The following is a 23,720-nucleotide window of genomic DNA, read 5'->3' as shown; positions in this document are numbered from 1 at the left end:
TTATCGCACAGCGTGTCGGCAGTCGCGGACAAGACGCTGCTGTTCAACAGCGCGGCCATTGGGATCATGGAGCCGCAACAGGAAAGACGGGTGTACCGTGATCACCAGGTCACCAACAGCATCCCATGAGCGATGCAGCCCGCGCATCGCACCGATCTTCACAGCACTGCCGGTCAGTGCCCGCGCCGCGGTAGCGCCCAGCGCTATCGTCACACTGGGCTGTACCAGCGCCCGCTCATGCAGCAGCCAGTCGCGATAGGCGGCGACATCTGAGGCGGAAGGGGAGCGATGAATGCGCCGCTCGCCGCGCGGCTCATATTTGAAGCGCTTGACCGCATTGGTGAGATAGCATTGGCTGCGGTCGACTCCTGCCTCTGCCAGCACTGTATCGAGCAGCCTGCCGGCGGGACCTACAAACACACCGCCCTCCCGGTCCTCGACATCACCCGGTTGTTCCCCGACCAGCATGATATCGGCATTGGCCGGCCCTTCGCCCAAAATAAAGCGCTCTGTAAAGCCCTGCCACGGCCAGTCATTGCGCGTCATCATCACCCGGTTCAGGGCTGCCAGATCGGGAAAAGTCTGGGCCGGAGCAAGGCTGGCTTCCGCTGTGGCAGGGCCGGCCGCAGTCACCGCGTTATCCTGCATGTTTCGCACCCTTGCGGAGCTGTTGTCGATCAGTCCGGGAATCAACTGGGCTTCGGGCAGGTTCTGCCAGTATTTTACCGGCATTTCGCTCTTCATTGCCTGCACCTTGACCCGTGCCGGGTTGAAGATGCTGCGATAATAGCTGCGCCATTCATCTTCTATCGCATCGCTGTCGGGGACGTCGGATTTCTGGCCGCCTGGCCCGAGCCGGAGCTGCACTCCGTCCCAGGCTATGCTGGCCTGGGGCGTTACGATCAGCCAGTCCATGCCGGTGAAACGGTTGCGGAAGAAGCGTGCGACATGTGCGGTGATATGATGTTCCGGCTCGAACCAGGCGGCGAATTGTTCGCGCGCCGCGCCATCATCATCGATGTGCTCACCGGTTTTGCGGAAGCGCACAAAGGCGTGCATTTTGTGAATGTCGCGCCGGACATTTTTCGCCATCGCCATGATGCGCCGCACATCGCTGTCGGCGGGATTGCCCATCAGCCCGGGCGTCTGGCGGATTCGCCATAACAGCCGATAGCCAAGCGCAAAACGATCATGGTCGCTGTGCAGCAGCGCCGTCATCACTATGGTGAGATGCTGCCGGTTAAGGCGCAGCGCAGCGGCGTTGCCGGAGTCGGGAATATCGGCGCGCGGGATCAGGTCGAGCGCGGCCGTACGACCTGCCACCTCCCAGTCGAGCTGCTCTGGCGCAATCTGTGCCGCCAGCGCCTTGCGCGCGGCATTGCGCCACCCCGCAAGATCGGTCTCGCCGGCAAGGCGGGCGCGATAATCGGCTGTTTGTGGTTGGGCCAGCCCGGTCATGCGCCGAACAGGTTGAGCTGTGTGGGCTGCGGCGCCAGCCGGGCATAGAGGTTTGCATCATCGAGCCGCGACCCCGGGGTCCAGTCGCGGGTCACGATAAAGGGCAGCATCTTCGAGACATTGCGGCACAGCGTCTCGATATCCGTCAGTTTCAGGCTGGCAAAGCGCCGCGCCTTGAGGATCGCGAGCACACCCCGCACGCCCAGCCCGGGTACCCGTAACAGCATCGCTTTGTCGGCGCGATTGATATCGATCGGAAAATGCTCGCGATTGCGCAGTGCCCAGGCCAGTTTCGGGTCGATCGCCAGGTCGAGATGGCGCCTGCCCGCTTCGTCGACCTTGGCCCCGGTCATGATCTCGTCGACACCGAAGCCGTAAAAGCGCAGCAGCCAGTCGGCCTGGTACAGCCGGTGTTCGCGCACCAGCGGTGGCGCTGCCGGCGGCAGTTGCGACGAGGCATCGGGGATGGGGCTGAACGCCGAATAATAGACCCGTTTGAGCCCGACGCCTTTATAAAGGCTGGTTGAGGTGCCGAGTATCTTGCCGTCATCGGAATTATCCGCGCCGATGATCATCTGGGTAGAATGGCCGCCAGGCGAGAATAAGGGCGCTTTGCGCGAGGTCTTGCGTTCAGCTCTGGCCTCGCTGATCCGCCGCCCCAGCGTGCCCATGGTCTTGCGGATATGCGGCCCTGATTTCTCCGGTGCCAGCCGGTCGATACTGTCATCGCTGGGCAGTTCGATATTGATAGACAGCCGGTCGGCATATCGGCCGGCGCGGGTGAGCAGGTCGGGATCGGCCTCGGGAATTGTCTTTAAATGGATATAGCCACCGAATTTGTTTTCCACGCGCAGCAGTCGCGCCACCTCGACAATCTGCTCCATGGTATAATCGGGGCTGCGGATAATCCCCGAGGAGAGGAACAGTCCCTCAATATAGTTGCGCTTGTAGAAATCGAGGGTGAGGTCGACGATCTCCTGCGCGGTGAAGGCGGCGCGGCGCACATTGCTCGACGACCGGTTGATGCAATAAAGGCAATCGAACATGCAGTAGTTGGTCATCAATATCTTAAGCAGCGAGATGCAGCGTCCATCGGGGGCATAGCTGTGGCAGATGCCCATGCCGGTGGTCGAGCCGATGCCGCCGCTGGCGAGCGAGCTGCGCTTTACAGAGCCGCTGGAGGCGCAGCTGGCATCATATTTTGCTGCATCGGCAAGGATTTCGAGTTTTTCGGCACGAGTCAGAACAGGCATTTGTTCTGTATATGTTCCGTCTTTATCAAGATCAAGCGGAACTCTGTGAGAAGATGCTATTGCGCAATCAGGCTGGAGGCTGGTCGACCGCCCGCCGGTAGAGATGCCAGGTCGCATGACCAAGTACCGGCAGCACCACAAACAGCCCCAGGAACAGCGGTAGCATCGCGATAAACAGCGCAATGGCGATGAGGCAGGCCCAGCCCAGCATCACCTTGGTATTGGATCGCACCGTCGCGAGACTGACAATAATCGCCGTGATAAAATCAATCTCGCGATCAACCAGCATTGGTAAACTCATTACGGTGATTGCGTAAAAGGCCAGTGCCATCAGCGCGCCGATTGCGCCGCCGACAATCAGCATCGCAATCCCGGTATCCGTCATCAGGAACTCCAGCGATTCAGAACCCATGCCCGACGCTGACAGGAAAATGGCGAAGACACCATGTGCGATAATTACCCAAAAACCAAAGGCGACGAACACAATGACACCTATCGCCAATATCTGCTCATCACCGCGCCCGCGCAATGCACCCAGGATCGCTCCCCAGCGCATCGGCAAACCTTCCTCGCGGCGGCGGCTGACTTCATAAAGGCCGACGGCAACAAAAGGCGCGATCAGCGGGAAACCTGCGGCGAGGGTCGAGAGCCAGGCGAGCTGACTCCAGACGAAAAGGACATAATAGAGCATCAGCCCGGCAAAGACATAAATGCCGGCGAAAAACAGGCCGAACTGGGGGTGGGTAGCAAAATCGCGCCACCCGGCAACAAGTGCAGTACGCAGATCGGCTGTGGTCAGATCGCTTGCCACCAGATCACGGGCGACCGGCGTTTGTTTGCTTGTGGCCATAGTGCCTCTCCCCATTACAGAGAGTGCAACAATCGGCGAGCCTCATCAACCCATAGCTGGACGGCGTTGTGTGTTTCGCATAATGCGCTTCGGCAACGGCATTCGGGCTAAACGCCCATAGGGCCCTATCAGCTCTGTGGGAGCTTTGTGTCAGTGTGTCATAACCCTCGTCCTGATAATAGTCTTCGAGAACCTGCTAGCAATGACTGAACAGTCAAATGAGCCACTCGTCTCGTTCATCGTGCCTACACTTAACCGTGGCACCTATCTGCTTGATACGGTCAAATCTGTCCTGGTAGCTGGAGATGAGAGCCAGGTTCTGATTGAAGTCATTGTGATAGACAGCAACAGCGATGATGGATCATGGGAGGAACTGCTCAAGGTTTTTGGTAATGACAGCAGGCTGCGGGCTTATCAGAATGCGCGTGGTTCTGGTGCTGTGCCCAGCTGGCTGGAAGGTGCGCGGAAAATTCGCGGCAGATTTGCTACCTTTATATGGTCTGATGATGGCATTGCGCCCTTCTATCTGAAACGCACGCTGCCCTTGCTGGACAAGGGTGAAGCTGTCGCCTTTGGCATGCACAAATGGGTGCACGATAAAGCCCTTAACGACAACGACTTCATAAAAGAGATCGCGGCAACAGGGCATGGTGCCTCGCAGCCCTATCAGCCGGGCCAACGCCATTTTGAATATTGTGATTCCGAAACTGTGCAGCATCTTTCCCATGACGGAGTGCTCCATGACTATTTTTTTCGAAACCGGAACAATCCTTTCGTCACCATTACCCCTGGCAAGGCGCTATTTCGCGCCGATGTTCTGCGCTGCTGGACCGAGGAGATGGCTACGCTTATGCAAAGCAGCTGGCTCGCGCGTGAACTGCTCCTGAAAAATGCCATCGGTCCGGATCTGGCCCTTATCCTGTTCGGTCTCGAAATGCAGGATGCAGGCACAAGCTTCCAGTGTACCGAGGCTCAGATCAATCTGCATCGCGTGCATTTTGGCCAGATTGGCCAAAATGCAGGAACATGGCGCATGGATGCCGGATATCGCATTGTTAATGCGCTTTTTTATTGCAGAGGCCGGCTACAAAGCCATTTCTCGGATGACGAGATCTATCAGACAGGTGCCCAGTTGGCATTGTTGTTGTTTGCGTCCTTGCGCGCTATCGGTCGCGAGACCAATGTCCCGATTGCGTGGCGTTCAGCGCTATCATTATCCAAGCATATCACAGATATATTCCGCTATTGCGTGAGACGGGATGGCATAGCAGGCGCTTTTCGCCTAGTGCGAGCAGCACAGCAGCGCCGCCATATCAACAGGCTTGCAAAAGCGGAAAAATCTGCCTGACATATTCGCCATATTATCAGCAAGAAAGATCATCGGAATGGGTTACAAAGTGCCTCTAGCTTCATTACGGCTGGCCGAAGCCGAGCTTGTGGCGGTCATGGATGTGCTGAAAAGCACCATGGTCAGCCAGGGACGCGCTGTTGCCGATTTTGAGGCGGCGCTGGCCGAGCAAGTGGGTGTTTCTCATGCGGTAATGGTCAATTCCGGTACATCGGCCAATATGATTGCGCTTGAAGCGGTCGCGCATCTTAGCCGTATGCGCCCGGATGCTCTGCCCCGGTCTCTCGATCGTGGTGACGAAGCTATCATCCAGGGGCTTTGCTGGCCAACCACATTGACGCCCTTGCTTAATCAAGGTCTGGTGCCGGTATTTTGCGATATCGACCCTATAACGCTCAACGCTGGCGTAGCGCAGATAGCCGCCGCACGCACTGCGCGAACCAAGATGGTCATAGCCGTTCCAGTGCTCGGCAACCCCGGCCATCTGGAACAGGTTAAGGCCTATTGCGAGGCGGAAGGCCTGATTTTTGTTGAAGATTCCTGTGAGAGCATGGGCGCAATTACGGAGCAGGGCCATCAGGTCGGTAGCCTTGGTCTCACTGCAGCCTTCAGCTTTTTTATTTCGCACCACATCACCACAATTGAAGGTGGTGCCGTGCTCACTGATGACCCTTTACTCGCCCAGATCGCCAGAGCCTTGCGGGCGCATGGCTGGTCACGGGAACTCGACCGCGAACAGATACCCTTCGAGATTCCCGATGGCATTGACCCGCGATTTCACTTTCTGTTGCCCGGCTATAATGTGCGCTCGACAAATCTGAATGCGGCGATTGGTCTTGAGCAGCTAAAGCGCCATCCCGGCTGGCTGGATGACCGGCGCAGACTGGCCAGCGGCAGGATCGCGGCGCTTGCGGATCTGGTTGACAAGGTGATTATACCCGGCGTGGAATGTGCTGATCGGCATAGCTGGATGGCCTTCCCGATGCGCTTGCCTGATCGCCAATCAAGGGATCGCATGGTTGCGGCACTCGAAGAAGCGGGTGTTGAAACCCGACCAGTTATTTCCGGCAATATCTTGCGCCATCCGCTGGTGGATACGCTGCCGCTGGCAGAGCATCAGGCTGTGTTGCCGGAATGTGATGCGATTTCGCAAACCGGGCTGATGATAGGCATGGACCCGGATATGGATGACGACCGGGAGGCGTATTTGCATCAGGCCCTGCGCGACGCATTGGAGGCATAGAGGCTCTTCTTTATAACAGTAACTACTGCCATATTGAGACTATCAGAAACTTCCATCGAAAGAGACGGTGCCGACTCTCTTACCGAGATTGCTGTTCTGCCTGCAGATCGGCGAGGTCCGCATGCACCATTTCTTCTATGAGAGCATCGAGCGCAATTTCCGGCTGCCAGCCCAGTTCCGCTTTGGCTTTGGCTGCATCACCACGCAGCGACTGCACATCGACAGGGCGAAAATAATTGGTATCAACTTCGACAAGTATCTGGCCGTTCCTTGTGTCCAGGCCTTTTTCATCAACGCCCTGTCCGACCCATTCAATAGTGCGGTCGACATGTGAAAAGGCGAGTTCGATCATGTGGCGGACGCTATGGGTTTGCCCTGTCGCCAGAACATAGTCACCTGGCGCATCCTGCTGCAGCATTTGCCACATGCCCTTGACGAAATCGGCAGCATGGCCCCAGTCGCGTTTGGAGGAAAGATTACCCATCAGCAGTTTTTCCTGCTTGCCGAGATGGATCGCCGCAACACCGCGGGTTACCTTTCGAGTCACGAAGTGCCGCCCCCGTAGCGGACTTTCATGGTTGAACATGATGCCATTGGATGCATGCAGCCCATAGCCATCGCGGTAGTTTCGCACCAGCCAATAGGCATATAGCTTGGCCGCTGCATAGGGAGATGCTGGCTGAAATACAGTGTTTTCATGCTGTGGTGTTTCAGGCGCGTTGCCAAACATTTCCGATGTTGACGCCTGAAAAAAGCGTGTATCTTTCAAGCCCATCAAACGGATGGCTTCCAGAATTCGCACAACGCCAAGGGCATCGGCGTCGGCTGTATATTCCGGATTCTCAAAGCTCACCTGCACATGGCTTTGCGCTGCAAGATTATAGACCTCATCAGGACGAATGTCAGAGATCAGGCTCATAATGGCGCTGGCATCTGTCATGTCAGCATAGTGCAATGTGAGTTCACCCTCGCCATTGCGCAAATCGCTCAGCAGATGCTTTACGCGGCGACTGTTCGACTGCGATGTCCGTCGGCGCATGCCATGAACATGATATCCTTTGTTGACAAGCAGTTCAGCGAGATAGGCGCCATCCTGTCCTGTAACGCCGGTTATGAAAGCGGTTTTTGTCATGGCAGGGCCTTCGCCGAATTGCGGCTTGTTATCAAGCAAATAAGCTCCTGCCTCCACCAATTTACGGGGTATATTGGAAAAAGTTTTTGGACCTTATCGTTTTGCATGGCTATGGCTTCCGGCTTATTATGACCGTCAAGCCGCAAAAGTTGGAAGATAGCCTGAAAATGCCTGTGCAGGACCGCGCGGGCTGGCTCGACCATGGTGACGTTGTTGCAGATTTGGTCTCGATAATCATTCCCACATATAACCGTCGGCATATGGTTGGTGAGGCCATAGAAAGCGCTTTGTCTCAGACATGGGACAATATTGAAGTTGTCGTTATCGATGATGGATCGACGGACGACACAGTCGAGATGATCGAGAAGAGATGGGGTAAAACGCACAACCGGCAAATGCGTTTGCTTCAGCAACCCAATCAGGGGCCAGCTGCTGCGCGCAATGCAGCAATGCGCGCAAGCCGCGGCGATTATCTCATGTTTCTGGATTCGGATGATCTCCTGCTGCCTGATGCAGTAGCAGAGCTGATGACAGCATTGAAAAATGGCACAGCGCAATATGCCATGGCGACCGTTGCGATTATTGATAGCGACAACCAGCTTCTCGACTATCCAATTGTCGGCGTCCCGGTGCAGCCGCAAAATGGCAATATATTCGTCAGTTTCTGCATCACCAACAGCGCCTTGTACAAGCGCAGCCTGATTTCTGCTGCGGGTGCTTATAATCGCGGCCTGTTGCGTGGCGAGGATAACGAACTGCATTGGCGCGTTGCGGTTGTCGGCGGCGATGGGGAAGTGGTCGATACCGTGGTTGGCGTTCGCCGTATCCATAACCAGTGCCAGCTCAGCGTTGATCTTGATGAGACAGACAGGCTGGATATCATCGCCCAGATGCTAGAGGCTTTTCGGGTTTGGGCATTGGACAGCCATATCCTGCATGGCCATGTGTTGCACTACTATCTGCGACAGCTTTTGCAGCTTGCCACAGAATATGGCGCTGAGGGTAATTTTGACCGCAAGGCGAAAATCCTGTCTGTGCTCAATCAGCAAGCCCCTGGCAATCAACCCATTCGGACTATGGCCAAATTATTGCGTCCCAATGTTCGCACGATTAGCCAGAGTTTGAACATGGTTTTCAAGCTTGGCCGCTACTTTCCGAGACGAGAACGCCGCCTCCGTTACAGAAAAACTGTTGCGCGAGATTTCCGCTGGCCTGCTTCAATCAGCAGTCGGTAGAAATTGCGGTAAAAGACAATCTGGCCATCAGGCTGGCAAAGCCGACGACAACAGCATCACTATTTTGGGACATATCCCTTGTGCCGGTCATATTCGACATCCTCTGAACCAGTCCAGTCCTGGTGGCGGCGGTAAATGCGTATCGGCTTTTTCGGGAGCGGGGCCGCCTTATAGCTGGATACGAACCGCGCTATTCGCGCGGTGGTATTGCATTCTTCCAGTACGATACGCTTTGCTTCCAATATCGCATCACGGTTCTTTTTATAGCGGTCGGAGTGCACAATATCTTCCAGAATTCTGATAATGTCGGGATCGTCAGGATCGATAATCACCATGCTTTCCTTGGGGAAGAAATCGGTGACATTGGGAGCACCGACGTAAAGCGGCATGGTTTCTGCAACAAAGCAGTCCATGATCTTTTCCGTAACGTAATTTTCCATAAATGCGTTTTCAAAGGCGATGCTGTAACGATAGGGTGCTATGCCATTCCATTTGTCTGCGATCGGTGAAAAGCCGCGCCCATAAAGGTCGAGCGGTAAGGTGCTTTGCTTGAGCTTTTGCAAGAACCGCAGACGATAGCGATGCTGCGGCATAATCGAGGCATTGCTGGTGACCCAGGAAAGCAGGTGGGTTTTTTCGGTCACATGGTTGGTGCGCAGATAGTCATAATTGCGCTCCACCGTCCATGTCGGGCAGAGCGCGGCGGCTTCGATATATTGACGATTTCCGGGAGGATTTTCGATATAATCACGATTATGCGTAAGCACGATCGTGTGTTCGCCCTGCGCCTTATGGATATTGGCATGAAACCGGGTGGCCGGCTCGCATACGGCAAAGACCACCCGGTTTGGGCTGGCGATAATATCTACATGCTTGAGAGAGCGGTCAATCGCGCTCATGATGACGTGCCAGTCCGGATCCGGATAATCTGGCCGTACAAAGGCAACATCACCCCAAACACATGATTCATTGGGTGTCGAAAGCGGTATCGCACGCCCCAGCCCGCAAAGATGTTCATGCCCTTCATAATCGTCATGGACGCAAACGGTGATCCGCGTGTTGCGCGCAGACTCATCACTGGCCAGAGGCGACGGCGTCCACGTATAATTGCGATAGGTGCGGATGCTATAGTATTTTATGCGCCGAGAAAGAGAGCGCATCAGAAAAAAGGGAAAACCCATTCCCGATGCCCTGAGTTTTTCCCATTTGCGCCGCCCTGAGCTTGTCATTGGGCAGCATCCATAATCTGCGATTCTGCACACTCGGCTTTTGCGACTAACTGGGGGACGGGCAAAAGCCGTGTCACTTCATATTCATCAGCATGGCGATAATCCGGGCCGATATGGCGGATGGTGAATGTTTCTGGGCTGCTTGGTGGTTCTTCTACGCCGTTTACGAAATTGGCTAGCCGGGCAATCATGTTATAGTGATCGAGGGTAATGCGCTTGGCTTCCAATATTGCGTCACGATTTTTGCGGTAGCGGTCTGAATTGACGACATCCTCGATTATACGCCAGATATCGGGATCATCCGGGTCGATAATCACCATGCTTTCGGCCGGAAAAAAGTCAGTAACCTTCTGGCTTCCGCAATAGAGCGGCATGGTTTCAGCAACAAAGCAATCGGTCAGTTTTTCCGTGACATAATGGTCATATACCGCATTCTCAAAGGCGATGCTGTAGCGGTAGGGCGCAAGTGCATCCCATTTGTCATGCACTTCCCGGAAGCCGCGACCAAAATGGTCGAAATCAACGCCTTGTGCCTTCAGTCTTTCCAGAAACCGCAAGCGATATCTATGCTCGGGCATGATTGTATAATCGCTGCACACCCATGACAGCTTTTTGGGCTTTTCGGTTACGCTTGTGGCCTTGAGGAAATCATAGTCCCGTCCGACTATCCATGTCGGGCACATGCAAGCGCTCAATATATGTTTTCGCATGCTGTGTTTTTCCGCCACGATTTGTTCATCGCTGGTAAGCACGTAAGAACCTTCGCCCTGCGCGGTGTGCATCGCTTTATGAAAAGGGGTAGGCGGCTCGCAAATCGCATGGATCACCCGATTTTGGCTTGCGGTGATTTTGAGTGGCCTGCGATCACGATCTATTGCTGTCATCACCAGATGCCAATCAGGATCGGGGTAATCCTCACGTACAAAAGCGACATTGCTCCAGACGCATGATCGTCCCGGGGTCAGCATTTTTACCGTTTCGGCAAACACATTGGGAAGGCGCACATTTCCCCAGTCATCATAACAGCAGATCACGATATCGGCCTTGTCTGCATCTGCGTCTGATGCAAGCGGGACCGGACGGGAAAAATAGCGCCTGTAATAGTGGTTGAGCAGATGGCCGAGGCGCCTTGCCACCCGCCGCAAGAGATGGGGACGCGTCCAACGGTTCTGTCTGTCCACCATGTCTCTGTCGCCACTTTGTCTCTGTGCGACTGCCAGAAGAGCCGAGGTTGAAACAGCTACCTTCAGCCAGCGCACCATCATTGCTGTAAATTTCGGTCGCCATAATCCACAAGGCTGCTATGGCGCAACTATGACGTTGGCATGGTTCCTCACCGTTTAGTCCTGGCTCTTTAATTCTGTTCTTTTTGCCCTCCACAGTCTAGGCCATCAGGCAGGATCCATGACCGTATCTACAGAAGCATCACGACATAGCATTTCCAGCGCATTGGGCATTGTCTATCACGCCCTGCCCGCGCACCGAAAGCCGCAGATCATTCGCCTGTTATTGCTCATGATTGCAGGGGGCTTCGCAGAGTTTGCTGTGCTTGCGTCATTGTTTCCATTTCTGGATGTCATAGCCAGACCAGAGACCAGTTCCGTTTCCGCCTGGTTGCGTCCGATAATGGATGCGTTTCCCGATTTTGGCGACAGCGTGATGTCGCGCCTTGTGGTTCTGGGGTTTCTGCTTGCCATATTTACCGGCGGTGCGGCCATGATCCGGGTTGGTCTGGCCAGAGCGATAAACGCCCTGGCCATAGGGCTTGGGCTCGATCTCACCGGGCGGTTGCTCGATGTTGCACTGCACCGGCGCTACCGCGACCATGTCGATCGCCACAGCAGCGAGCTTATCGGCGCTATCCAGAAGACTGACGAAATCGTCTATTATATTGTACTTGCGCTATTGCAGGGGATGAGCGCCGCCATTATCGGTGTAACCATCATCGCAGCATTGCTGTTTATCTCACCTGTGATAACCGCTGTCGCTGGCATCATCTTTGCCTCCGCCTATTGGCTATTGTCCAAGACAACACGCCCTTTGTTGCGCAAACATTCTGCTGTTGCAGCACAGATGCAGACCCAGCGCGTCAAAATCGTCCAAGAGGCCAGCGGCGGCATGCGCGATATCATTATCGGGCAAACCCAAAAGGTCTTTGCCGATGCTTATCGCTTTGCAGACCAGAAGTTCCGCCACGCCTTTGCTCTGTCACTCTTTCTTGCTCAGTTGGCGCGGCCGCTGATCGAGTATCTCGGTATCCTCCTGATCATTGGCCTGGCGATTTATTTTGCGATGCAGCCGGGCGGTCTGGTGGCGGCAATTCCAGTTCTGGGTTCGCTGGCGCTCGGTGCGCAGCGTCTGCTGCCCATGTTCCAGCAGGTCTTCAGTGCATGGGCTTCGGTTACCAGCCGGCAGGCTGCACTTTATGATATTGCGCAGTTACTTGGTGAAGCCGAGAGCAATGAACAGCCAATATTGGATGATGGAAAGCAGGAGTCTTTTGCTGGTTTTCGGGCGGTTAGGCTGGAAAGCGTTGCTTTCGCCTATGACGCAAAGCCTGTTCTTTGCGATGTCAACCTCACCATAAATCGCGGCGAGCGGATAGGGATATTGGGGGAAACCGGCAGCGGTAAGAGCACGCTTGTTGATATCATAACCGGACTGCTCGAGCCGGATAGCGGTAGGGTCACGGTTGATGGCCAAGTGCTCGATGCTGATAATCGCCAGTTTTGGCGCAAACAGATAGCCTATATGCCGCAATCGGTTTTCCTCGCCGATACAAGCGTTACTGAGAATATCGCCTTTGCACATGACAGCGTGGCTATCGATGCAGAGCGTGTGCGAGAGGTTATCAGCATTGCACAGCTGGCTGATGTTGTTGATGCCTTACCCGATAAGGCCTCCACGCTGATCGGTGAAAATGGCGTGCGCGTGTCCGGCGGCCAGCGCCAGCGTATCGGTCTTGCGCGTGCGCTCTATCGTCAGGCTGACCTGCTGGTGCTGGATGAGGCGACGAGCGCGCTCGACACCGCAACCGAGGACCGGATGATGCGCGCGTTAATCGCGGCGCGCCCCGATATGACGATGCTGATTGTCGCGCATCGTGAGAGCAATTTTGCGCATTGTGATCGCGTCATCAAAGTTGTTGATGGCAATATCGAGCAAGTGTCGCATTAGTCGACGGGATATCGGTGATACCCACACATCACGGAGTTTATTGAAGTCCAGTTTTCACAAATTACCGCGCGGTGTCTGCTGGGATGCAGGGCTGGGAAGCTTGGTCTGAAGCACCCCCGGCGACGAATATTTATAACACAGTGTGCATCTCGCTTTAGGTGAAACCTTTGCGTGAATTCTCTTATTACAATTCTCTATCGACGACGCGCTCCATTCAATGTCATATGCTCGAAAAAGCATTGAAGATGTTATCAAAAGATGCACGCATAACTAATGTCTGAATCCTTATTTTTCGTCACTCTAAGCGATATGGCAAACCATAAATGCGGGTGCCTCACACTCATGCAGAATGGCACCTGAAATATGTGCAAATCATCCTTTCTGAAAACCGCGGTAATTTGTGTAACTGCTTTTATCATCCTTTCAGTGGTAGTTGTTTTTGCCTGGTCAAGTACAGGCGTATCGGTTGACCGTGATACCAGCGACCCTGGGGTGCTACTGGCAAATCGTGATGTCGATAGGGCCTCGCAATATCGCGAAGGCTATTTCGCCTTTGCAGGCACTACTCTGCACTATGTCGAGGCAGGTAAAGGGGACATGGTGTTGTTCTTGCACGGCTTCCCATCTTACTGGCCATCATTCCAGCGGCAGATGGAAGCATTGAAGGCAGATTATCATGTCGTCGCGATAGATGGCCTGGGGGCGGGTAAGTCGGATGCACCACAGGATGTTGAAGCCTATAAGCTGGAGGCAATGGCCGATCATGTTTTTGCGCTGATCGACCATTTGGGAGCCGATCAAGTTCATCTTGTTGGTCACGACTGGGGTTCGGCTTTTGCTATAGGATTGGCCCAGCGTTATCCGAAGAGAGTGAAATCCGTAATAGCGTTCAGCGCACCACCGCAGAATGTGATATTGGATATTCTCGCAAATGTGCCCGAAGAACGCGCGACATTTGCCTATGTTGAGCAGTTTAAGCGGGCACATCCCGCTATCCTGCTGGCCATGGGCATTGAGCAAAGCATCTGGGATGGCGCTTATGGTCCGCTGGTGGAAGCCGGCCATTTGAGCGAAGAGGAGGGCGCTCTCTTTCGTCAAGCAACAAGCGATCCGAAGCGTATTGATGCGCATATCAACTGGTACCGTGCGAATATCCCGTCGCCCGATGCGGTAAGCGAAAGCGACTATTGGCCCGCCAGACAGGCTCGGGTTGTCGCTCCAGCCCTTTATATCTGGGGTAGTGATGACCCGATTTTCAGCCAGTTGGCGATTGATAAAATGGAAGCATTATCGGATCAGAGCGAACTGATGATCCTTGAGGATGTTGGCCATTGGCCCCATGTCGAACGGGCAAAGGAAGTCAATGCCGCTCTTAGAGCGCATATTGCTGCAGCTTCTGATACGACAGCAGAGTAAATCCTTAGTCCTCATCCTCCAATGCATAGGCAATAACATAACCGCCCTTGCCATCGCGGACATCTTGGGAATCGACATATTCATTGGTCGCCGGATCACGCGGATAGCGCCAGGTCGGGTTTGGTACGGTGACGATCAGATATTGCTTACCGTCCTTTTGTGAACGGTAGGACATGGGTGTAGACTGACCGTTGCCGGGCAGATCGGCTTCCCATTTTTCCTCACCGGTGCGCACGTCGTAGGCGCGGACCTTTTTGTCCATGGTTGAGCTGAGAAAGGTCAGGCCACCGCGCGTTGTCAGCGTTCCGGCGCGGATCGCGGTGCCGACATCATAGGGAATGCCCGAGCGCAGGTTGAATGGGCCCGAGCTGCTCATATCGCCTGCGGGGCGGCTCCAAAGCAATTCCTTGGTATTGAGATCAATCACCGCGATGCGCGACCATGGTGGTTCAAAGCACGGTACCTGTGTGCCCAGTCGCGACATGAACGGCATCGGCAGGCCATAATATTTGATCCGCCTGTGATCGAACGGGTCATTAGCATCAGGCTCACCCGTTTTCGGCTTTGGTCCATCGGGATCGAGTTGGACCGCAGGGTGGTTCTTGCCGAGCAGCAGCGCTGCGCGTGGCCCGGCTTCAGCAACTTGCTCGGGCGTTACCAGGATTAAGCGGTGCGCCAGCATCATCGGTGCGGCGACAAGCAGGCCATTATCGGCGTCGACCGAGACGCTGCCCCAGTTGAAGCCGCCAAAATTGCCGGGGTAAAGCATGGTGCCGGTGTTGGTGAGGCCAGTGGGTACAGTGGGCGGGGTGTACATGCCCTCATAGCGCATTGTGCGATATTCGATCCGGCAGACAAGTTGGTCGATCGGCGTCAGGCCCCACATATCCTTCTCATAGCGATAGGGGTGGAAATTGGGCAAAGGTGAGAAGGGCTGTGTCTCTGACAGCTTTTCCTTCGGCTCCGCGCCCTGAGGCGCCGGGCGTTCTTCAATCGGATAAACAGGCGTGCCATCGCGGCGATCGAGCAGGAAAATGTCGCCCATCTTGGTGGGGACAGCAACAGAAGGCACTGTCTCGCCATCGCGGGTCACGTCGACGAGTACCGGCTGGGCAGGCACATCATAGTCCCAGATGTCATGATGCACCGTCTGATACTTCCAGCGTGGTTCCCCGGTTGCCGCATCAATGGCGACAACAGCGGACGACCATTCCTCATCGAAATCGCGGCGCGCGCCGCCAAAATAGTCTGGGGAGGCATTGCCGGTCGGCGCATAGATCAGGTCAAGCTCGGGATCATAGCTCATGATCGACCAGGCATTGGGTGTGCCCAGCGTATAGGTCTCGCCCTCGGCTGGTTCACTGTGAACGCCGGGATTGCCGAGATCCCAGGCCCAGGCAAATTCGCCCGTCATCGCGTCAAAGGCGCGGACAACACCCGGCGGCAGGCCGAGGTCTTGCGAGTCCAGCACTTGCCCGCCAACGACCAGATTGTCACCCGCAACCAGAGGGGAGGAGGTGACGTAGTACTCCTGCGGTTCATGCACACCCATACCCTTACGCAGATCTACCATGCCATTATCGCCGAAATCGGTGCACAGTTCGCCGGTCAGCGCATCTACGGCAATAATGCTCGCGCCGACAGTGGAGGTGACGATGCGCTTGGGGCACTGGCCGGCATAGCCTTCAGGCGCTTCATGATAGCCGAGACCGCGACAGGTGCGTGCATATTGGTGATCTGCCGGTGGTTCAATCCCCGGTTCATAACGCCAGATTTCTTCGCCCGTGCTGTCATCAATCGCGATCACGACATTCAGCGCGGCGCAGATATAGAGCATGCCGTTGACGTTGAGCGGGGTTGCCTTGAAATCTTCCTCGACTCCGGTGCGATAGCGCCAGACTTCTTTCAGCCCGCCAACCGTTTCGGTGTTGATATCGGTCAGTCGGGCAAATCGGGTGCCGCCTTCATCATTGCCATAGTTGCGCCAGTCAGTAACGGCGTTGGCGGTAGCGAGATCGCGGACTGTCCCGGTGCCGTTTTGTGTGTAGTCTTGCATAAAGGCCAGCAAAAGCAGCGCGACAGTGGCCAGGCTGGACGCGCCGACCCACCATTTTGACGGCTGTGGCGTAGGATCAGTGCTACCGTGATTGTCTGCTTTATCGGCACCCGTTTTTTGATCAGGTGCTTTGCGGGACCATGGTGTCAAGAACCAGAGGCCCAAGCCCAGCCATGCTGCGAGCCGTGGCAGCAGGGCGAGGAAATCGAGCTCCGCCTCATAGAGCGACCAGATCAGCGTTGCCGCCAATATCACCGCATAGAGCTTTATTGCCTTGCTGCTGCGCCGCTTGACAAATATGCCGACCATGAAGGTCGCAACCCCGGCAATGGCGTAATAGGGGCTGCCGCCGAGATAGATCAGAAACCCGCCAAGAAGAGTGAGAACAAGCCCAATCACCCAGAACAGGACAATGAAAATCCATCGGACAATATTGGACATGGTCATAATCGGTTTCCGGTCAAATCTCGGTCATATCCATAGTTGGTATCATAGAGGAAAAATCGTATTTCCGCCGTCCAGAACAACTGTCTGTCCTGTCATAAAATCGCTTTCGCGCGATGCCAGGAATACGGCTATGCCTTCCATATCCTCCAGTTCGCCTATGCGGCCAATGGCTGAACGGCGGCGTGCTGAGTCCTGAAACGCCTTGCTGGTATCCATGGACATTTCGGTTTCGATAAAGCCGGGCAGGATCGCGTTTACGCGAATACCCTGATTGCCCAGTTCCATCGCCAGCGCCTGCACCAGACCAATAACCGCAGCTTTTGTGGTCGAATAACCAGCCGCACCGCCCGTGCCGCATAATGCCGCGATGGAGGATGTCACCACCAGCCGACCGGGTGTCTGGTTGGCCAGCATATGCTCGGTCACCGGTTTCCAGGTCTGAACCACGCTCATCAGGTTGAGGTCTATGGTGTCGAGCCATGTCTGACGATCGGTCATATGCGACATGCCGCGAAAGCCGCCGCCGCCGGCATTGGCGAAGCAACTGTCCACGCGGCCATAGGTTTCAACAGTTTTGGCAAAAGCCTCATCAATCTGGCTTTCATCGGTGACATCACAGGCATAGGCCTCTGCTTCACCGCCCATGGCCCGCAATTCTTCAACCGCTGCGGCGTTCTTTTCGCTATTCCGTCCCCAGACCGCGACCTTGGAACCGCGTTTCACCAGGCCGCGGCAAAAGGCAAGGCCAAGGCCGCCATTGCCGCCGGTGACAATGGATACGTGATTGGAAAGGTCGAACATGCGTGCTCCCTAAATGCCGTTATCTGCGAAATTGCTGGATGAAAACACCGAGGCCTTGTCGAGCTTCTGCAGCCCGAGAAGATTGCCATCGGGGTCGCGGCCGAACATTATCTGGCCACCATCCATTGGCCCTGGCTCGGTAACGACAGTACCGCCCGCATCCACCAGCCTTTTGCGGGCAGCCTGCATGTCGGAAACATCGAAGACGATCATGTTATAGCCGAGGGCATCAACGGGCCTCGGGGTTTCCACATCTTCGGTGGGGTGGCTGTGATATTGAAATATCTCCAGCTCGAGATTGCGTATCTGGAACCACGCCATTTCCAGCTCGCTGCCCGGAAGGCCGGAGACCTTGTCTACCTTTTCGCCAGAAACCGAGAACCATTGTCCAACCCGTCGCGGTTCATGCTGATTGAGAAAAGCAGCATAAAAATCGACCAGTCGGTCAATGTTGGGCGTTGCAAGGGATACTTGGCGAATGCGGTAGGAATTTTTGGGTGGTTCGGGCAGCTCAAGCTTGGCGACATCGACATGCTCAACCTCGGCCACCAGGCCGTCGCGATCACGGGCATAAGCATAATAGACCGGATTCTTTGGATTCAAGTGCACCATCTCCTTGTCACCGATATAGTCGGCACCACCGGCAAGAAGTTTCTGATAGGCTTGGGTTTTGCTGTTCACCTGATAGCAGACATGGGCAATGCCCGGGCCTTGAACATCCATGGGGGCAGTGGATTGAGCGGCGAGTGAAGGGGCAACAAATTGCATGAACCGTATTTGCGCGTTGGTGCTGCGCAGCGTCATGGTCTGCACCTCAACGCCTTCCCTGCCAGCGATCGCGTCTAATTGGGTGCTGCCGGAAATCGGGCTTTGATCAACCGATTTCAGATCAACCGCGTCGCCATAGAGCTTTGCGGTCTGCTCAAGATCGGCAACGGTTGCGCCAACATAGTTCACCCCGATTATAACCGAGTCTGTTGGCACTTCGGTCGGTGTCGAACCACCACATGCCGCCAGCAGAAGCGTGGCACCAATAGCCGCAATATAGTTCTTCATTTTCTTACCCTGCCTAACTGCGTGAGGCCGGATGACCCCTCCCGGTAACCAGCGATCATATCTGATCTTCTTGTGAGATCACTGGCTTTGAATGGCGATCACCCTAAAGCTTTAGTATACCAAAAGTCAACTAATGCTTCCATTGAGGTGAAAAATATGTATATGGAGAAGCCTATATAGACAAAAAATATACATAAGGTCATCCGATAGGAGGGGTGGAATGATGAACGGTCCAAGGGCCATGAGCCGCGGGATTCTGCTGGCTGGGGTTGCTTTTTCCATATTGCCCGGCGCGGCAATGGCGCAGACAGGGGGCGAGCCGGAAGAGAGCACGCAAGGGGTATCCGACTCGGCAGACACCGATGAGAATGTGATCATCGTCACCGCGTCGAAGCGCGAAGCCACTTTGCAGGATACCCCGATTGCGGTGTCCGTAACCACGGCAGAGCAGATCGAAGACGCCCAGATACGCGATATCCTCGATATCCAGACGCTGGTACCATCACTTCGCGTAGGGCAGGGCGGTATTTCTGCGAATACGACGTTGAGCATTCGCGGCTTTGGCAACGGATCGAATAATATCGGTATCGAACCTTCGGTCGGGGTTTTTGTCGACGGGGTTTATCGTTCGCGTGCTTTGGCGCAAATTGGCGATCTTCCCAATGTGCAGCGGGTGGAAGTCCTGCGCGGGCCGCAATCGACATTGTTCGGCAAAAATGCTTCTGCCGGCGTTGTCAGCATTGTCACCCGCAAGCCGCAATTTGAATTTGGTGGTTTTGGCGAGATTTCCTACGGCAATTTTGATGCGCTAATTGTTCGCGGTGATGTCACCGGGCCGATCACCGATACCCTGGCGTTCAGCATTGGCGGCAATCTTAACCAGCGCGATGGCTATATCCGGGACACAAATCTCAATCAGGATCTGAACGAGCGCGACCGCTGGAGCACCCGTGGCCAGCTCCTGTTTGAGCCCAGCGAGGATCTGAGTTTTCGTCTGATCGCCGACTATGAGAATATCGATGAAGTCTGCTGCGGTGGCGTCAATGTCGTCGATGGGCCTACGGGTGCAGTCTCGCGTGCTCTGGGATCTACCGTGATCCCCAATAACCCGCTCGGCCTGACCAGTTCCCTGACCTTCGCGCCGTTTAACGAAATCGATAATTTCGGCGTGTCGCTGCAGACCGATTGGTCGCTTGGCGCGATCGACTTCACGGCTATCAGCGCCTATCGCGGTGTCAGGGTTGATCTGAATCAGGACAGTGATTTCAGCAATCTCAATTCACTGGCCAGAAGCGCCATCGATACGGATATCGATACCTACACGCTCGAATTGCGCGCTGCGTCAAATTTTGATGGGCCGCTCAACTTCCTTGTCGGCGGGTTCTTCTTCCAGGAGAATATCGATCAGGTGCAGGACTTTCAGTTCGGTGAGGATTTTGCAAATTTTGCCAATGCTGTAACCGGTGGTGCCTTTAGCGCTCTTGAACCGACAATCAGGGCGTTGGTACCGGGTATTGCGCCCGGTAACTTTGGCGGTGTCGGGCAGGGGCGTTTGCTCAACTTTGACTATGCCAACACCGCTTTTTCGATTTTCGGTGAGGTGAATTACGCCATAACCGACCGGCTGACAGCGACTGTTGGGGCCAATTTTACCAATGACCGCAAGCAGGTTGTGCAAGACAATATCAGCACTGATGTGTTTGCCAGTGTTGACCTGATCCAGGCTGGCTTCAATGCTGCACTGCTGCAAGGAGCAACGCCGGAACAGGCTGGCGTACTGGCTTCAAGTCCAGGCACGAACCCGTTTTTGGGGCTGCGTGCTTTTCAAATTGTTCCTCCGTTTCTCAACTTCCCCAATGAAATCGAGGATGGCCGCACAAATGACAGCGATCTGGCCTATACCCTTCGTCTGACCTATGAAGCGAGCGACAATCTCACAGTGTACGCAACCCATGCCACGGGCTTCAAAGCATCATCGTTCAACCTCTCGACGGACAGCCGGCCATTTGGCACAGACTTCATACCCGGCTCGCCTTTTCAGGTTCCGCCACCTGCATCATCGCCCATTCGTGATGCCGGTCTGGCGCTTCCAAATCTGACTGCAGGCACGCGCTTTGCCGGGCCTGAAGAAGCGACAGTCTATGAGCTTGGGGTCAAGGGACAGTGGCAGGGCTTTGCCTTTAATCTGGCGATATTCGACCAGACGCTGGAAGGTTTCCAGGCCAATCTGTTCACCGGTGACGGTTTTGTTCTCGGCAATGCCGAAGAACAGTCGGTGCGCGGATTTGAATTTGATACTTCGGTCTCTCCCATTCCTCAGCTGACATTCACTGCTGCCATAACTTATCTCGACGCAACCTTTGACAGCTTTACCGGCGGGGTTGCGTTTAACCCGGCGACATTTTCAGCCGTGCCGACCGATCTTTCGGGGGAAACGCCAGCGGGTATCCCTGAATGGTCTGGAAGTTTCAGCGCTGCCTATGTCCATGAATTTGGTGATGGGACCACATTGCGATTCTATGCCGACTATCTGCTGGAGAGCAATGTCGAGATTGCCCAGGGATTGTCGCAGTTCAAACGATCGGTCGAACAGCTCAATGGTACAATCAGCCTTGGACTGACCAATGGCATCGAGCTGACCGCATGGGCTCGTAACCTGACCAACGCGGCTTATCTGCAAGGCGTATTTCCATCTCCTGGCCAACCAGGTTCCCTGAATGGTTTTCGTAATCAGCCAAGGACATATGGCGGCTCGATACGGTTCAAATTCTGATCCGCATTTCTCCCGAAGGATCAACTGGGTGGGCGGCTTAAGCCGTCCACCTTATTTTTGGATGGGACTTCACCGTTTATCGTTTGAGCTTTTGTGACCTTATGGAAATGTCGTATTTCATGCCCGTAAGGCTGCCTATGATCATCGCAACCGTTATGTCCTCAACCCTTTGCCTGCTCATGCCGCTGCGTAGCAGATATTCCCCTGCTGACGCCGGAAGGCCAAAGGAAATATCTGTATAGGCCGCCGCATCCTCAATCGGCAGATCAAAACTTTTGGCCACAAGATTGGCAAAATATTCTACCGCCTGCCCACGCCGGAAATAGGTAGGATCAGGCGCATTGGATATGTTCGGATAGGCTTGAAGCCGCTCAATGACCATGCCGCGCTCCTCAATATTCAGCAGATAGACACGGGTGACATTCCGCACCAGTTCTTCAAATGTTGTCGCCTTTTCGGCCACCTCAAACTGCTGACGCCTCAGCGCCTTCAACTCGCGGTCGAGCAATTCTCTCAACAAGTCTATCAAACTGTCAAAATACCGATACATCAGCGCTTTGCTGACCTCGGCTTTCTGGCCGATTGCTTCCATCGAAAGCCCCGATGTTCCGTCCGTTGCAATCATGTCGGCAGCGCTGTCAAGAATCATCGATCGCCGAACCTTGCGGCTGAATCTCTGTTTTGGCTGTGATTGCTTCTTCGCCATCTGCTTTTTGCTCAATTGTTGATGGTTCGGTGATTAACGCAGTTCATCAAGCAAGCTGGATAATCTGGCTCGCACCAATCTAGGTAGACTCATCGTCTAAATAGATACAACTATCGGGAGCTTTTTGGCTAGACTGCGAATAGCCCATTGAAAATATGGTGAGCCCTGCTGGGGTCGAACCAGCGACCTACTGATTAAAAGTCAGTTGCTCTACCGACTGAGCTAAGGGCCCGTAACCATGTTTGCGTGCCCGTATTGGGCGGCACGGTTTGCGTTGCGAGGGCATCCCCTAACGGCGTCACCGGCTGTGGTCAAGCGGCTTTGACCGATTCCGCGCTTTGGTGTCGGCGCGACGCTGCCGCGCGGCGAGCTGTGCGATGCTGAGGCCGCTGACCGGGTCGCGCCAGCCACCGGCGATATGCGCCGCGGGGTGCAGCACAAAGCCGCGCTCCCTGAATGCCGGGTGCGGCACGGTCAGGCTGTCGTCGAGCCATATCCCGCCGCGCCACAGGATAATATCGAGATCGAGGACCCGCGATGACCATCGCCGCCTGTGACGGGCGCCGAAGCGGTTTTCCAGCGCCTTGAGATGCGTCAGCAGGGCCGAGGGCGCGAGCATGGTCTCGATGATCGCGGCGCTGTTGGCGTAGAAGCGCTGTGACGGCCCGAGCGGGGCACTATGGATGATGGGTGCGGCATCAATCAGTCGGAGCGGCGCAGCATCGAGCAGTTGCATCGCCGCGCCGAGCACCGCCTGTGGCAGGCCATGGTGCCTGTGCCGCCGGTTGGAGCCGAGCGCGACCAGATAGCAATGCGCTGCCGTTGGAGAGCTTGTATCATCCATCACTGCGCCCTATCGCAGCGGCCATGCCCGATGCCAGTGCTTTCTCGATACCGTTGCAGGGCGGTGCCCCGCCGGGTTGCCGCCGGTGTTCGCGGCTGGTGGCGCTGCGACGGGAAACGCGCAAACACCATCCCGGATGGTGGAACCGTCCGGTCCCGGCCTGGGGCGACCCGGATGCATGGCTGGTGTTGGTCGGGCTGGCCCCTGGAATGCATGGCGCGCACCGCACCGGCCGGGCCTTTACCGGCGATGCCTCGGGTACGGTGCTACATGCGGCACTGGCACGCCATGGGCTGAGCAATGGCCTTTACGAGGCACAGGCCGATGACGGATTGGAGTTGCATGGCGTCGCCATCACCAATGTCATTCAGTGCCTGCCGCCAGAGAACAAGCCGAGCGGCGCCGAAATTGCCGAATGCCGCCGCTATTTCAGCCGGACATTGCGTCACCTGCCGCAAGCGCGGGTGGTGCTGGCCCTGGGCCGCGTAGCGCATCAGGCGCTGGTGCGCCATGCCGGGCTGGCGCAGAAAGATGTGCGCTTCGCCCATGGCGCGCAGCATCAGCTTCCCGATGGCCGCTGGCTGGTGAGCAGCTATCACTGCTCGCGCTACAATATGAACACCGGGCGGCTGACCGAGGCAATGCTGGATGGTGTTTTTGTGCAGGCAAAAGCACTCGGTCAGGCCAGCGAGTGAT

Annotated in this window: 18 protein-coding genes and 1 tRNA gene; 7 read left to right on the top strand and 12 right to left on the bottom strand. The window is 55.4% G+C overall.

Annotated elements, in window-relative coordinates; all coding sequences use genetic code 11:
* The 3 genes from AAFX04_09635 to AAFX04_09625 form a co-directional block, all read right to left on the bottom strand.
* Positions 1-1,458, bottom strand: coding sequence for a UdgX family uracil-DNA binding protein (locus tag AAFX04_09635; protein ID MEO1045687.1), 1,458 nt, complete (start codon positions 1,456-1,458; stop codon positions 1-3).
* Positions 1,455-2,711, bottom strand: coding sequence for a putative DNA modification/repair radical SAM protein (locus AAFX04_09630; GenBank protein MEO1045686.1), 1,257 nt, complete (start codon positions 2,709-2,711; stop codon positions 1,455-1,457). Before AAFX04_09630 ends, AAFX04_09635 begins: the two co-directional genes overlap by 4 nt.
* Before the next feature lie 67 nt (positions 2,712-2,778).
* Complete coding sequence (locus tag AAFX04_09625; protein MEO1045685.1) at positions 2,779-3,561, bottom strand: DUF2189 domain-containing protein; 783 nt, start codon at positions 3,559-3,561, stop codon at positions 2,779-2,781.
* Positions 3,562-3,763: 202 nt separating this feature from the next.
* Between AAFX04_09625 and AAFX04_09620 the strand changes: the two genes are divergently transcribed.
* Complete coding sequence (locus AAFX04_09620; GenBank protein ID MEO1045684.1) at positions 3,764-4,909, top strand: glycosyltransferase family 2 protein; 1,146 nt, start codon at positions 3,764-3,766, stop codon at positions 4,907-4,909.
* Positions 4,910-4,946: 37 nt separating this feature from the next.
* On the top strand, positions 4,947-6,152 hold the full coding sequence (locus tag AAFX04_09615) for a DegT/DnrJ/EryC1/StrS aminotransferase family protein (GenBank protein ID MEO1045683.1): 1,206 nt from the start codon (positions 4,947-4,949) through the stop codon (positions 6,150-6,152).
* A gap of 79 nt (positions 6,153-6,231) precedes the next feature.
* Here AAFX04_09615 and gmd read toward each other — a convergent pair whose 3' ends face one another.
* Positions 6,232-7,284 carry a GDP-mannose 4,6-dehydratase gene (gmd, locus tag AAFX04_09610; GenBank protein ID MEO1045682.1) on the bottom strand — a complete coding sequence of 351 codons (1,053 nt, stop codon included), beginning with the start codon at positions 7,282-7,284 and terminating at the stop codon, positions 6,232-6,234.
* Between the two features lie 128 nt (positions 7,285-7,412).
* Here gmd and AAFX04_09605 point away from each other — a divergent pair, with 128 nt between their 5' ends.
* Positions 7,413-8,519 carry a glycosyltransferase family A protein gene (locus AAFX04_09605; protein MEO1045681.1) on the top strand — a complete coding sequence of 369 codons (1,107 nt, stop codon included), beginning with the start codon at positions 7,413-7,415 and terminating at the stop codon, positions 8,517-8,519.
* Positions 8,520-8,578: 59 nt separating this feature from the next.
* On the opposite strand, the gene AAFX04_09600 is transcribed toward AAFX04_09605, so the two are convergent.
* Both AAFX04_09600 and AAFX04_09595 read right to left on the bottom strand, forming a co-directional pair.
* Positions 8,579-9,418, bottom strand: a complete 840-nt coding sequence (locus AAFX04_09600; protein ID MEO1045680.1) for a glycosyltransferase family 10 — start codon at positions 9,416-9,418, stop codon at positions 8,579-8,581.
* Between the two features lie 326 nt (positions 9,419-9,744).
* On the bottom strand, positions 9,745-11,013 hold the full coding sequence (locus tag AAFX04_09595; protein ID MEO1045679.1) for a glycosyltransferase family 10: 1,269 nt from the start codon (positions 11,011-11,013) through the stop codon (positions 9,745-9,747).
* 349 nt (positions 11,014-11,362) lie between these two features.
* On the opposite strand from AAFX04_09595, the gene AAFX04_09590 reads away from it, so the two are divergent.
* Entirely contained in the window at positions 11,363-12,925 is a 1,563-nt protein-coding gene (locus tag AAFX04_09590; GenBank protein MEO1045678.1) for an ABC transporter ATP-binding protein, read from the top strand.
* A gap of 363 nt (positions 12,926-13,288) precedes the next feature.
* A complete protein-coding gene (locus AAFX04_09585; protein ID MEO1045677.1) occupies positions 13,289-14,341 on the top strand; it encodes an alpha/beta hydrolase in 1,053 nt (350 codons plus the stop codon).
* A gap of 4 nt (positions 14,342-14,345) precedes the next feature.
* On the opposite strand, the gene AAFX04_09580 is transcribed toward AAFX04_09585, so the two are convergent.
* The 3 genes from AAFX04_09580 to AAFX04_09570 are packed head-to-tail and all read right to left on the bottom strand — an operon-like array spanning position 14,346 to position 18,701.
* The gene (locus AAFX04_09580) at positions 14,346-16,844 is read right to left on the bottom strand and encodes a PQQ-binding-like beta-propeller repeat protein (GenBank protein MEO1045676.1); all 2,499 of its coding nucleotides are present in this window, start codon (positions 16,842-16,844) and stop codon (positions 14,346-14,348) included.
* 42 nt (positions 16,845-16,886) lie between these two features.
* The gene (locus AAFX04_09575; GenBank protein ID MEO1045675.1) at positions 16,887-17,645 is read right to left on the bottom strand and encodes an SDR family NAD(P)-dependent oxidoreductase; all 759 of its coding nucleotides are present in this window, start codon (positions 17,643-17,645) and stop codon (positions 16,887-16,889) included.
* 9 nt (positions 17,646-17,654) lie between these two features.
* Positions 17,655-18,701 (bottom strand): VOC family protein, encoded by a 1,047-nt coding sequence (locus tag AAFX04_09570; protein ID MEO1045674.1) that lies wholly within the window; start codon positions 18,699-18,701, stop codon positions 17,655-17,657.
* A 241-nt stretch (positions 18,702-18,942) separates the two neighbouring features.
* On the opposite strand from AAFX04_09570, the gene AAFX04_09565 reads away from it, so the two are divergent.
* The gene (locus tag AAFX04_09565) at positions 18,943-21,474 is read left to right on the top strand and encodes a TonB-dependent receptor (GenBank protein MEO1045673.1); all 2,532 of its coding nucleotides are present in this window, start codon (positions 18,943-18,945) and stop codon (positions 21,472-21,474) included.
* 76 nt (positions 21,475-21,550) lie between these two features.
* On the opposite strand, the gene AAFX04_09560 is transcribed toward AAFX04_09565, so the two are convergent.
* The 3 genes from AAFX04_09560 to folK form a co-directional block, all read right to left on the bottom strand.
* Positions 21,551-22,195 (bottom strand): helix-turn-helix domain-containing protein, encoded by a 645-nt coding sequence (locus AAFX04_09560; GenBank protein ID MEO1045672.1) that lies wholly within the window; start codon positions 22,193-22,195, stop codon positions 21,551-21,553.
* A 141-nt stretch (positions 22,196-22,336) separates the two neighbouring features.
* Positions 22,337-22,412: transfer RNA gene (locus AAFX04_09555), tRNA-Lys, on the bottom strand.
* A 66-nt stretch (positions 22,413-22,478) separates the two neighbouring features.
* Positions 22,479-23,024: a 2-amino-4-hydroxy-6-hydroxymethyldihydropteridine diphosphokinase gene (gene folK / locus AAFX04_09550; protein MEO1045671.1), complete on the bottom strand. Its 546-nt coding sequence runs from the start codon at positions 23,022-23,024 to the stop codon at positions 22,479-22,481.
* A gap of 23 nt (positions 23,025-23,047) precedes the next feature.
* Here folK and AAFX04_09545 point away from each other — a divergent pair, with 23 nt between their 5' ends.
* Positions 23,048-23,719 carry a uracil-DNA glycosylase gene (locus AAFX04_09545; protein ID MEO1045670.1) on the top strand — a complete coding sequence of 224 codons (672 nt, stop codon included), beginning with the start codon at positions 23,048-23,050 and terminating at the stop codon, positions 23,717-23,719.
* Position 23,720: the final 1 nt, after the last annotated feature.

The sequence above is a fragment of the Pseudomonadota bacterium genome (assembly GCA_039818985.1).
Classification (GTDB): domain Bacteria; phylum Pseudomonadota; class Alphaproteobacteria; order Sphingomonadales; family Sphingomonadaceae; genus Alterisphingorhabdus.
This window is presented reverse-complemented; position numbering and strand designations above follow the sequence as displayed.

Excerpts from the sequence above, each read along its gene's own strand:
- AAFX04_09635 (MEO1045687.1), bottom strand. The coding sequence starts at position 1,458 with ATGACCGGGCTGGCCCAACCACAAACAGCCGATTATCGCGCCCGCCTT.
- AAFX04_09630 (MEO1045686.1), bottom strand. The coding sequence starts at position 2,711 with ATGCCTGTTCTGACTCGTGCCGAAAAACTCGAAATCCTTGCCGATGCA.
- AAFX04_09625 (MEO1045685.1), bottom strand. The coding sequence starts at position 3,561 with ATGGCCACAAGCAAACAAACGCCGGTCGCCCGTGATCTGGTGGCAAGC.
- AAFX04_09620 (MEO1045684.1), top strand. The coding sequence starts at position 3,764 with ATGACTGAACAGTCAAATGAGCCACTCGTCTCGTTCATCGTGCCTACA.
- AAFX04_09615 (MEO1045683.1), top strand. The coding sequence starts at position 4,947 with ATGGGTTACAAAGTGCCTCTAGCTTCATTACGGCTGGCCGAAGCCGAG.
- gmd (MEO1045682.1), bottom strand. The coding sequence starts at position 7,284 with ATGACAAAAACCGCTTTCATAACCGGCGTTACAGGACAGGATGGCGCC.
- AAFX04_09605 (MEO1045681.1), top strand. The coding sequence starts at position 7,413 with ATGACCGTCAAGCCGCAAAAGTTGGAAGATAGCCTGAAAATGCCTGTG.
- AAFX04_09600 (MEO1045680.1), bottom strand. The coding sequence starts at position 9,418 with ATGAGCGCGATTGACCGCTCTCTCAAGCATGTAGATATTATCGCCAGC.
- AAFX04_09595 (MEO1045679.1), bottom strand. The coding sequence starts at position 11,013 with ATGATGGTGCGCTGGCTGAAGGTAGCTGTTTCAACCTCGGCTCTTCTG.
- AAFX04_09585 (MEO1045677.1), top strand. The coding sequence starts at position 13,289 with ATGTGCAAATCATCCTTTCTGAAAACCGCGGTAATTTGTGTAACTGCT.
- AAFX04_09580 (MEO1045676.1), bottom strand. The coding sequence starts at position 16,844 with ATGACCATGTCCAATATTGTCCGATGGATTTTCATTGTCCTGTTCTGG.
- AAFX04_09575 (MEO1045675.1), bottom strand. The coding sequence starts at position 17,645 with ATGTTCGACCTTTCCAATCACGTATCCATTGTCACCGGCGGCAATGGC.
- AAFX04_09570 (MEO1045674.1), bottom strand. The coding sequence starts at position 18,701 with ATGAAGAACTATATTGCGGCTATTGGTGCCACGCTTCTGCTGGCGGCA.
- AAFX04_09565 (MEO1045673.1), top strand. The coding sequence starts at position 18,943 with ATGAGCCGCGGGATTCTGCTGGCTGGGGTTGCTTTTTCCATATTGCCC.
- folK (MEO1045671.1), bottom strand. The coding sequence starts at position 23,024 with ATGGATGATACAAGCTCTCCAACGGCAGCGCATTGCTATCTGGTCGCG.
- AAFX04_09545 (MEO1045670.1), top strand. The coding sequence starts at position 23,048 with ATGCCCGATGCCAGTGCTTTCTCGATACCGTTGCAGGGCGGTGCCCCG.